Source organism: Trinickia soli, assembly GCF_002879855.1.
In the GTDB taxonomy this organism is placed as follows: domain Bacteria; phylum Pseudomonadota; class Gammaproteobacteria; order Burkholderiales; family Burkholderiaceae; genus Trinickia; species Trinickia soli.
The window spans coordinates 215,931-226,182 of sequence record NZ_PNYB01000003.1; the positions used below are offsets into that span (position 1 = coordinate 215,931).

Annotated in this window: 7 protein-coding genes; 2 read left to right on the top strand and 5 right to left on the bottom strand. The window is 59.7% G+C overall.

Features of this window, described 5'->3' with window-relative positions; translation table 11 throughout:
• Positions 1-28: 28 nt before the first annotated feature.
• The 4 genes from C0Z19_RS05195 to C0Z19_RS05210 all read right to left on the bottom strand — a co-directional run bounded on the left by C0Z19_RS05195 (position 29) and on the right by C0Z19_RS05210 (position 6,111).
• Positions 29-1,912, bottom strand: a complete 1,884-nt coding sequence (locus tag C0Z19_RS05195) for a polysaccharide biosynthesis protein (protein ID WP_102608725.1) — start codon at positions 1,910-1,912, stop codon at positions 29-31.
• 3 nt (positions 1,913-1,915) lie between these two features.
• Positions 1,916-2,959, bottom strand: a complete 1,044-nt coding sequence (locus C0Z19_RS05200; RefSeq protein WP_233196005.1) for an MraY family glycosyltransferase — start codon at positions 2,957-2,959, stop codon at positions 1,916-1,918.
• Positions 2,960-3,919: a UDP-glucose 4-epimerase family protein gene (locus tag C0Z19_RS05205; protein ID WP_102608726.1), complete on the bottom strand. Its 960-nt coding sequence runs from the start codon at positions 3,917-3,919 to the stop codon at positions 2,960-2,962.
• A 257-nt stretch (positions 3,920-4,176) separates the two neighbouring features.
• Positions 4,177-6,111 (bottom strand): hypothetical protein, encoded by a 1,935-nt coding sequence (locus C0Z19_RS05210; protein WP_146011999.1) that lies wholly within the window; start codon positions 6,109-6,111, stop codon positions 4,177-4,179.
• Between the two features lie 337 nt (positions 6,112-6,448).
• Between C0Z19_RS05210 and C0Z19_RS05215 the strand changes: the two genes are divergently transcribed.
• Both C0Z19_RS05215 and C0Z19_RS05220 read left to right on the top strand, forming a co-directional pair.
• Entirely contained in the window at positions 6,449-7,291 is an 843-nt protein-coding gene (locus tag C0Z19_RS05215) for a class I SAM-dependent methyltransferase (protein ID WP_102608728.1), read from the top strand.
• A 214-nt stretch (positions 7,292-7,505) separates the two neighbouring features.
• Entirely contained in the window at positions 7,506-9,080 is a 1,575-nt protein-coding gene (locus tag C0Z19_RS05220; RefSeq protein WP_199180757.1) for a glucosamine inositolphosphorylceramide transferase family protein, read from the top strand.
• Positions 9,081-9,099: 19 nt separating this feature from the next.
• On the opposite strand, the gene C0Z19_RS05225 is transcribed toward C0Z19_RS05220, so the two are convergent.
• Positions 9,100-10,248, bottom strand: coding sequence for a glycosyltransferase family 4 protein (locus tag C0Z19_RS05225; protein ID WP_199180758.1), 1,149 nt, complete (start codon positions 10,246-10,248; stop codon positions 9,100-9,102).
• Positions 10,249-10,252: the final 4 nt, after the last annotated feature.

The window sequence follows — 10,252 nt, forward strand, 5'->3', positions numbered from 1 at the left end:
CGCAATCCGGCGTCGGCTCATCGTATAGTCAAGACGCCGCGGGCGCCTTCAAATTGACGGATTGCAGCGTCGGACCCATCGCCGGCTGATATTCGGACACCCATCGACGTAGGTCGCGACGGACTTCGTCATCCGACAACACCGTACGCTGCAGGAGCCACGGCAATAGTTCGTCGAGGAGGTTCGGTTTGGCGTCTCGCGCCCGTGCGATGCGCAACTTCGGATGCGGCGTACGAGTTGTCGTTTCGTCGTCGGCTAGCAGTTCTTCATAAAGTTTTTCGCCGGGACGAAGGCCGCTGAATTCGATGTGGATCTCATCCTCGGAGTAGCCGTAGAGCTTGATCAAGTCGCGCGCGAGATCGACGATGCGCACCGGCTGGCCCATATCGAGAATGAAAATTTCACCGCCGTGCCCCATGCTCGATGCCTGCAATACGAGCTGCGAGGCCTCGGGAATCGTCATGAAGAAGCGCGTGATCTCCGGGTGCGTGACGGTGACGGGACCGCCCTTCGCGATTTGCTGCTGAAACTTCGGAATGACGCTGCCCGCGCTGCCAAGCACGTTGCCGAAGCGCACGGTTTCGAACTGCGTGCGCTGCGTCGTTTGCTGCAGCGCCGAACATGTCATCTCCGCGAGCCGCTTGCTGGCGCCCATCACGTTCGTCGGATTGACAGCCTTATCGGTCGAAATCAACACGAAGCGCTTGGCGCCGCTGTGGATGGCCGCTTGTGCAACGCGATACGTACCGAGCACGTTATTGCGCACGGCCTGCCAGCTATTGAGTTGCTCCATGAGCGGTACGTGCTTGTAGGCCGCCGCGTGATAAACGACATGCGGGCTGTAGCGCGCCATGACGTGATCCAATAGTAAGGAGTCCTTGACGTCTCCCACGATCGGAACGAGATGCATATCGGGGAAGTGCTCGCGCACTTCTTCCAGCAGGCGATACACGGCGAACTCTGACGCGTCGAGCGCGACCAGTTGGGCAGGTCGGAATCGGAGAATCTGCCGACACAGTTCGGAGCCGATCGAACCGCCCGCGCCCGTCACCATGACGACGTGATCGTGCAGCAGCGCTTCGACATGCGGCGTATCGATCGTGACGGGCTCGCGGCCCAATAGATCTTCCAAGTCGATATGACGGACTTGCGAGAGGAAGCCTTGGCCAGGAGCGAGCGCAGTCAGTGACGGCAATACCATCGCATGCACGCCGGCGCGCACGCAGAGCGTCGCGGCATGGCGCTGCGCTGCGACCGACGCGGACGGGATAGCGATGATCGCGTGGCGTGCACGCAGCGCCTTCGCGCACTCGGGCAGATCGTCGATCGTGCCCAGCACCTTGTGGCCATAGACTTCGCGGCCGCGTTTGGCGGGATCGTCGTCGAGCAAACCGACAAGACGCCATTCGCTCGAACGCGACAACTCGCGCGCAAGGCTCGCACCGGCGGTGCCTGCGCCCAGTACGAGCACCGGTTTGCCTTGAGCGATCAGCGCGCCGTACAGATAAAACTCTTTCGTCGCGCGGTAAATCGCGCGCGCGCCGCCCATCAACAGGAACAGCAGCATGGGCGACACGATAAATACCGAGCGCGGCGTGACTTGCACCGGCTGGATCATCAACGACGCCACCATGGCGATGAGTGCGCCGGCGACCACGGCCTTCGAGATCCGCACGAGGTCAGGCAGGCTTGCGAACACCCACATGCCACGGTACAGCCCGAGCGCGCGGAACATGAAGCCGTAGGCCGGCAAAACCCACACCAGCCCTTTTAGACCGCTATAAATGTATTGGGGCGGAATGGAACCGTTAAAACGGATCAAGTAGGCCAACAACCATGCGCCGACGACAGCGCACAGATCGAATGCGAACGCGCAAAGCGATAGCCATGAGGCTTTATGTTTCTTGAACATTGTTCACCTCTGAGCTTGTCTCGGAAGATTGGAATTGGATTGAACACGACGCCAACGGACGTCGATCACCCTGCCGATTACGACGAGCACCACAGCCCAAACCATCACTACCATCCATTGAACGACCGGTGACCGCGGCATTGCCACGAGCGCCAGAATTATGCCAAGCGCCATCGCGACGTACCAGTCGATCGCGGTGCGCGCGTGGCCAATACCTGAGCGCACCATGCGTTGATAGTAGTGCTCGCGGTGCGCTTGCCAAAATTTTTCGCCGCGCGCGAGCCGCTTCGCAAGCGTGACGGACGCATCCGCAATAAAGGGGGCGAACGCCATGACAGGGAACCACATCGGCCAGACCCCGGTACCCCAACCCCAATAACCCAGTGCGCCCGCAAGAAAACCAAGGGGAATCGAGCCGGCGTCGCCCAGAAAAATTCGCGCCGGATGGAAATTGAACAGAAGAAAGCCGGCGGCGGCGCCGCAGACGGCCGCACTCGCTAGCGCCAATTGAGCATCGGCGTGCGGCGAAAGGCACGCCGCTAATGCATAACCGCCAAAACCGAAAAAAGCCATGCCGCCGGCCAGACCGTCGGCACCGTCCATGAAGTTGTATAAATTCGTCAGCCAAATCAGAGCGACCGCGACGACCACGCGCAGCCACAGCGCAATGGGGGCAGGAACGACGGACACGACTGCGATTGCAGCGACGGTATGCGCGGCAAAACGCACACGGGCAGGCAACCCCCGCCGGTCGTCAATCTGTGAGATTGCCGCCAGCAAAGCCGCGCAAACGGCAGTGACCCATAGCTGTGGGGCCATGAACAACATGCATAGGACGACGACCGGAATTACGCCCCAGCCGCCGACGCGCGGCGTCGGGCGCTCATGCAGCGAGCGTTCGTTGGGTATATCGGTAGCAAGGCGCCACGCCAACCCTGTGCGAAGCAACATCCAGAGAATGCCAGCGCACGCGAGCAGCGCGATCGCGGCAAGCACTACGCTCGACAAAAGCGGTACGGAAAAAACGATATCCATCGGCGTGCGCATCTAGTGATTCGAGCGATACCAGGCCGCGGTCTCGCGCAGACCCTGCTCGGTCGTGTAAGGAGGCCGCCAGCCGATTGCTTCGCGGATAAGAGAACAATCGAGCCGCAATTCGCCGACGAGGCGATCGACCACCGCCGTACGGCCGGTCAACCGGCCGACCAAGTGAAGCAAGGCGGGCGGCACCGGCAACAACCGGCGCGGCGCGTTCAACTGCTCGGCCAACATGGACGCCAGTTCCTTGACAGCGACGTCTCGCTCGTCAGCCACATGGAAAATGTGCCCCGCCGCAGCGGGGGCGTTTGCGCAATGCACGATCGCGTCGGCAAGGTTGTCGACATAAACGATACTGCGCTGCGCTGCGATCGCGCCGAGCGGCAAGGGTATCCCTTTGTCGATCGCTCGCATCAGGTTGAAGAAATTGGCGCGCACACCGGGACCATAGACGAGCGGCGGGCGGATGATCACGATTTCCATGCCGGTTTCACGACCGAAGGCCTGCAGCGCGCGTTCCGCTTCGAGCTTCGACACACCATATGGATCTGGCGGAGCCGGTTGATCGCGCTCGCTGATGGGCCGCCCATGACTGCGTTCGGCGACGGCCTTGACGCTGCTGACGAATACGAAGCGACGAACACCCGCGCGGTGGGCAGCTTGGGCGAGACGCATCGTCCCTTCGACGTTCACCGCCCGATAGGCGGCAAGCGCGTCGGGGGACGTGTCGTTCATCATATGGACGCGCGCCGCAAGATGAACGACCGCGTCGCATCGTAGCTCGGCTGGCCAATTCTCGTCGACGCCCTCGAAAGCCTCCGCATTCAACAACCACTCTTGCACACCTGCGGGCAAAGTGCCCGGACGACGCACCAAACCGATAACGGTCCTGCCCCGCTCAAGCAATTGACGGCAGACTGCTTTGCCGATGAAACCGCTTGCCCCTGCTACAACGATGCTTTGGCCCATAGGTGACGGGAACGATTGTCTGATTCAATAGGTTGGACCGGAAGCATCTGCTATCAAACACCATCGGGCCGTGCGCAGGATCTCTGTGCGAAAAACAAGCATTATACCGATCCGCCTTGGGGCGAATCCCCTGGCGCCAGCCAGGAGGCGAGCGCCGCGGAGCACGCCGTGCTTGCCAACCGTGTAGCGGCGCCGCGCAGCGTTCGCGGCGCTCCGATGTCCGCTACGCCCCGAGCGGGGCACCGCAGTTCTTCAAATTATTGGCCCGAGAACTCAAATGGCAGACCTGCGAACCCCGGCGCCCGAAGTAAGCGAACTCTGGCCGGCACCAGCCAACACCCGGCCCAAATGAACATGAGCAGGGTATAAAGGACGAATAGCGGGTGGATCACAATCGGGGCCATAACGTGGTATTGCCTTCCGTTTGCGCGCGGCTGACTGCCGTCGCTCGACGAAAAGTAAAGCCAGCCGTTCTCGAATCCATAACGCCCTCGCACTCCCGAACCAACATCGTCGATTGAGCGCCGCGTAGGGCTGAGCGTGTGCCCCGCCTCGGTAAACACCGTGCCAGTCAGTCCCGCAGTGCCTTCAGCACTGTACCGAACAAGCCCCGGCGGTAGCGCTGGCGGCAGCACCACGTAATAGGCGTCACCTCCGTATGCGCTGATTTTGATTGCGGAGAGATCACCCTCGTAAGACTTGGGCCGATGCATCTGGCTGATGCAGGCAACCGCGCAGACGATCGCAATGACCGATGTCACGGAGGCGAAAGTGACGTACGGCACTACCGCGTTCGCGACTCTTTGGGGGCTGTGCGTCGCCGCGGCAAGGCTCGCGATGATGCAAACCAACCCGGCGACCAGCGGCATCGCCAGCAGCAAGTCGTGAGACACGAGGCTCGCGCCTATAACAAGCGTCGCCGCGGGCAGTGCGCGACGCCACCCACCGATGACCAACATCATCGCGACCAGCGCGGGGACGATTATCCAGCCGTAATAGCCGAACGCGTCGGCGAGCAGCAGAAAACTATTGTGCGGAACGAGCGAAAAGGCGCGCTCGAGCCCGATCCCGGTTGCAGGACCGCTCTTAAATTGGATCCATGCGCGCTCGGCGAGCAATCCGCGAGCGGCGGCCGAATTCATTTCCTCGGTTTCCGCGATCACTCGTGCGGCAACCTTGACCGGCGGTACAGACGGAGCCGCAACAACCGGCGTGCGGGCTAAAGCGGGCTTCTGTTTTCGGGGGGGCTCGCGACGAGTATTGGCCTTCGTGCCGGATACTGGTTGCTTGATGTCGAGCGCCTTCGTCTGCGCGACCGGCGTCGGCGCCGCTGGCGGCTGCAGCGCTGCAGACGTCACGTCCGACTGATGCGTCGCGCGATGTAGCGACGTTGCGGCTTCGAACCAGCGAAGCGCGGTTTCGGCACCCACGGCACCACCTCGCGCCGCGACCAAAAACCCCTTATTGTTGAATGCTGCCGTGACAAACAGCGCGATAACAAGTGCCAATATCCATGCGACGTGCTTCGCGCCCGTGCGCATTTGCCGAGTTTTCGCTTGCCAGTCGGCCTTGAACGCGGGAACGCACGAGATGAGCACCAACACGCCAAGCAAGATGGCACTGCGCGACAACGTTGCAACAACCGCACCGGCCACCAGGACCAGGTACGCGGGCCGCCACCGATAGCTCACCGCCCAAGTCGAACCCACAGCCCCCAGCAGCAGCGCTAACGCCGCTACATTCGGATTGATGTACAAGGCGGCTGCACGGCCAGCCGTGTTGCTGAATCCGTCGAAGAAACAGAGGTCAAGAAGGCATGCAATGCTCGCGACGCAAGTCACCGATGCCGAGAACTGAGCCAAACGCCGGGCATCGCCGCAGCCGGCAGCAATGCTAAGGAACGACAACGAGAACATCCCGACGACATAGGATTTTGCAACGGGGCCGATTGCGCCTTGCGTGAACGTAATAGGCAAAAGCCCGAGAACCAGGAAGAATCCGACGTAGACGGCGACCTTAGGCGGAATGCGGCCCAGACATATCCCGGCAATTGCCGCGAGTATGCCGCCGCCGTACACCGCCAAAACGATAGGCGCCAGCCACTTTGCCCCTTGCAGGTCGGCACCGATATAGCTCGACAGTCCCGATTGAAAAACCGCCAAATAGATACCCACCACGAGCGTACCAATCACGCCCGAAGCCGCGGAAAATCCGATGCGGCCACCCGCCGTCTTTATTGTTGTCAACGACATGATCCGATTTTTTCAGTTATTTGCCGTGCTGGTCGACTTCCGGACGGACAGTCGATTGGTCTCCCTGCTCGGTGAGCCAATGCAAAACGGCGAGCACTGCCACGCGAGCGAGCGGCGCCATGGTACATCAAAGTTGAGGACGGAACCGTGAATGTAGAGGCGCCTTGTCTCAATTCCCCAACGTCAACTGACGATTGTGAAAGCAACAGCACCGCTTGCGTTGGGCACGAGTGCCTCTGGTATCATCCGCACACAAGACGAACAATGGGGACATCGCATGGATGCAGTTACCTCGCATCAACAAGAAATAGAAAATGGGGACCGATTTTCATTTGGAGAAAACTGGTCTCGCTTTCTTTCGGTGCTCACGGACGATCGAATTCAACAGGCCGAGTTAAGCCTTCGCAAAATGCTTGAAGTCGATTCGCTTGCCGGCAAAACTTTTCTCGATGTCGGGAGCGGCAGCGGCCTCTTTTCACTTGCCGCACATCGGCTGGGCGCAAACGTTTTCTCATTCGATTACGACCCAAAATCGGTGGCTTGCGCGCAGGAATTGCGTCGTCGGTATTTCGACGGCGATCCAAATTGGACGATTCAAGAGGGATCGGTGCTTAATCCGGAATATCTCGGACAACTCGGAAAATTCGATATTGTTTATTCCTGGGGTGTTCTGCACCACACAGGAAAAATGTGGGAGGCTTTAGAAAACGTAACGCCACTCGTCGCTAACGGGGGCAAGCTTTTTATTGCGCTCTATAACGATCAAGGCGGTGCAAGCGTCCGCTGGAAAATGCTCAAGAAGCTTTACAATAGCTTTCGAATTCTTCGCTTTCCGCTTTCACTCTATACCCTGGCCAAGCAATGGACTGTTACCGTCGTGAAAGAAATGTGTCGCGGCCAGTTCTTCAGGGCGTGGCGCACGTACAAGAGTGAGCGAGGCATGTCGCCGTGGCACGACATCGTCGACTGGATCGGCGGCTATCCGTTCGAAGTATGCAAGCCCGAGGAAGTTTTCGAGTTTTACAAGTCGAAGGGGTTCTCGCTGACAGCGCTAAAGACGTGCGCAGGCGGCCTCGGCTGCAACGAGTTCGTGTTCCGCCGAAACTCCGCTGGCCACTGATTGGTTTGAATCTGGGCATACACCGCAGCGACCCCGGTGGGCTTCGGCCTCCTGGACGCCCGCGGCGGTCGCGGGCACGCCAAAATCGTGTACACTCGCCCACGCCGAACGCCCCGTCGGCATAGCGCCGCCCCGCAACGAAAGCGAGCCATCCGCCGTTACGCTGCCCCATACCGAGTGACGGGTTCTCATCACCTTCCCCAAGACGAAGATCTTGATCAAAGCTGCTCTCATTCTTGACGACTGCGCGCTCGCCGCATGGCAAAAGAACGCTCTGGACTATGCATCCGAGCACCTGGACATCCAACTTGTCCTATCCTGCTCGAATACCGCGAACCGAAAGGACTACATCAAGAATTTCGGCTATTACGCCCTCAATCTCTTCACGCTAAAGAATCGGCAAACTCGCAGGGTCGCGTACGATTTGAAGGGCGCCAAGCTCGTCAGCTTCGAGTCGCTGTACGAAGGTGCGTGGCAACGGATACCCGATGACATCGCCCGGTTGATCGCCGAGAGTGGGATCAAGCTCGTCATCAAATTCGGCATGGCTCTGCTGCGTACAGATGGGCCACTTGCCAGCGTGGACATTTTTTCCTTCCATCACGGCGACCCTTCCGAATTCCGTGGCAGGCCTGCCGGCTTCTACGAGATGCTTCTCAAGAAGGACAAGGTCGGCACGATCGTTCAAAGCATCTCGAATAAGCTCGACGCCGGAAAGGTGTGGGCGATCGGTCACTCGAAGATGCAGCATCATTCGTATAAGAAGACTGCGGTCAACTTCTACGCGAACTCGCGCTTCTTGCTGCGCAAAGCGCTCGTGAATTACCTCAACAACAAACCGGTCGCCATCGAGTGCAACGGGAAAAACTATCGGTTGCCCGGCAATCTGACGGTGCTCGCGTTCTTGAGCAAACTGGCGTACCGGAAGGCGGCGCGGATCGCTTATGGCGCCTTCTACGAGAAGAAGTGGAACGTCGTGACGTTCGGCGCGTTCAGTCTACCGAAGCACCGCAGTGATCTGAGCGTTGATGCAGGCACATCGCCCGTCATCTCCGAAGGGTACAGCTTTTACGCTGACCCTTTCTTCAGCGCCAACGGCGAACTCATCCGCCTCGAGGCATTGAATGCGGCAAACGGCCTGGGCGAGATCGTCGAACTCGATCGGAGGGATCTTTCGATACGGTCGGTCCTGCTCAAGGGCAAGCACTACTCCTATCCGTTTTCGTTCGCAGAAAACGAGCGGGAATATGTCATCCCCGAGGTCGCCTCTCATTCAGCGCCTTATTTGCTCGCGCAACCATTCAAGGAAACCGAGAAGCTGCAACTGTCCGGCCTCGAGGATAAAAGGATCGTCGACGGCACGCTGCTGAAGTTCAACGACGTGTACTACCTCTTTTGCGGCCTCAACGAATCATCGGCCGATTGCCTCTTTCTCTTCCATAGCGATTCGTTGACAGGTCCGTTCGAGCCCCACCCGCACAACCCCGTGGTCGTCGATCCCAGCAGAGCACGCATGGGCGGTAGGGTGGCGAAAATCGACGGCGAATTGCATCGATTCGGCCAAAACAATTGCTTCGGCTATGGCGACGGCGTGACCGTCAGCAAGATCGTAAAGCTGTCGAAGACGGACTACGAAGAGCAGGTGGTGGGTAACCTGTCGTTCAGTGACGCTTCGGGCCCGCATACCGTCGACATTCACCAGTCGTCGGCCGTGCTCGACTATTACATCGACCGGTTTTCGCTGTTGGCGGGTTACAGGCGCTTACTGCCCGTTTTGCTCAAAAAGTGAAGCAGCGTCAGCTTCGTCGTCACCTCGACGGGACCAATTCTCGGTAGACGGCCAAGCTCGCGGCGAGCGCCGCATGTTCGCTGAACTGCGTCTGTGCCAGGCGCCGTCCATTCAATCCATAGCAGTGCCTGAGCGCAGGGTCTGCAATGAGCGTCCTTAGCGCGGCGGCAAGCGCGTCGACATCGCGCACCGGAACGAGCAGTCCGTTCTCGCCGTGCTCCACCACTTCGCGACATCCAGGCGTATCGGTCGTGACAATTGCCTTGCCTGCGGCGCACGCTTCGAGCAGCGCTTTCGGCAGCCCCTCTCGGTAAGAGGGCAGACAAACGAGATCGGCTTGCGCTACGACCTGCTGCATGTCGTCGCGCCAGCCCCACGCCTCGATGAACCCTTCTCTGACCCAACCATCGACTTCCTGAGAAGTCAGCGATGCCGGGTTTTGTTCATCGGGTGCACCGACGAGCGCAAAACGCGCGACGACACCATCGGCCTTCAACTGGCGCGCAGCCATCGCGAATTCGACCACGCCCTTGTCGCGCAACAGACGCGCGGGAAGAATGACGAGACATTGATCGGTGCGCAAGGTGGGTTCGGGATAGCGCCCGACGTCGACACCCACTCCGCGAATCATCCTCACTCTCTGCTCATCGATCACACGGCCCTCGACGAGCATTTGCCGGTCGTCCCTATTCTGCAGAATCAATAGGGTTCGCGCGCCTGCCATTGCAATACGCAGCAACCCATGCACGAACGGGCGAAGTAATCGCGCCTTGGGAGCGCTGGACGTGAAGACGAAACCGAGACCGCCAAGCGCGTTGACGACGTTGCGCACGCCGGCAAGCCGCGCGGCAATGCTGCCGTAGATCACGGGCTTCATGGCCACGTGATGGACGATATCGGGGCGCAGACGGCGATAGAGGCGATGCACCTTCAGGCAATAGGCGAGTTGCTGAAACGGATTGAGACCGCCGCGCTGGCCGGGCAAATGACACACGTCGACGCCCGCCTCCCGGATCACCCTCTCGCAATCGCTTACGCGCGTGACCACAGTGACGCGAAAGCCCGCCGCCAACGCTGCCTTCGCAATCGACAGCCGATGAGAAACGAAATACCAGTCTTCTGTGACCAGAAAAACAATGTGTGGTTTGGCCGTGTCGCCGTTCATCATAAAT

What these genes read in the sequence shown, in the direction of transcription:
- C0Z19_RS05195 (WP_102608725.1), bottom strand. Translation starts at nt 1,912, where the DNA reads ATGTTCAAGAAACATAAAGCCTCATGGCTATCGCTTTGCGCGTTCGCA.
- C0Z19_RS05200 (WP_233196005.1), bottom strand. Translation starts at nt 2,959, where the DNA reads ATGCGCACGCCGATGGATATCGTTTTTTCCGTACCGCTTTTGTCGAGC.
- C0Z19_RS05225 (WP_199180758.1), bottom strand. Translation starts at nt 10,248, where the DNA reads ATGATGAACGGCGACACGGCCAAACCACACATTGTTTTTCTGGTCACA.
- C0Z19_RS05215 (WP_102608728.1), top strand. Translation starts at nt 6,449, where the DNA reads ATGGATGCAGTTACCTCGCATCAACAAGAAATAGAAAATGGGGACCGA.
- C0Z19_RS05205 (WP_102608726.1), bottom strand. Translation starts at nt 3,919, where the DNA reads ATGGGCCAAAGCATCGTTGTAGCAGGGGCAAGCGGTTTCATCGGCAAA.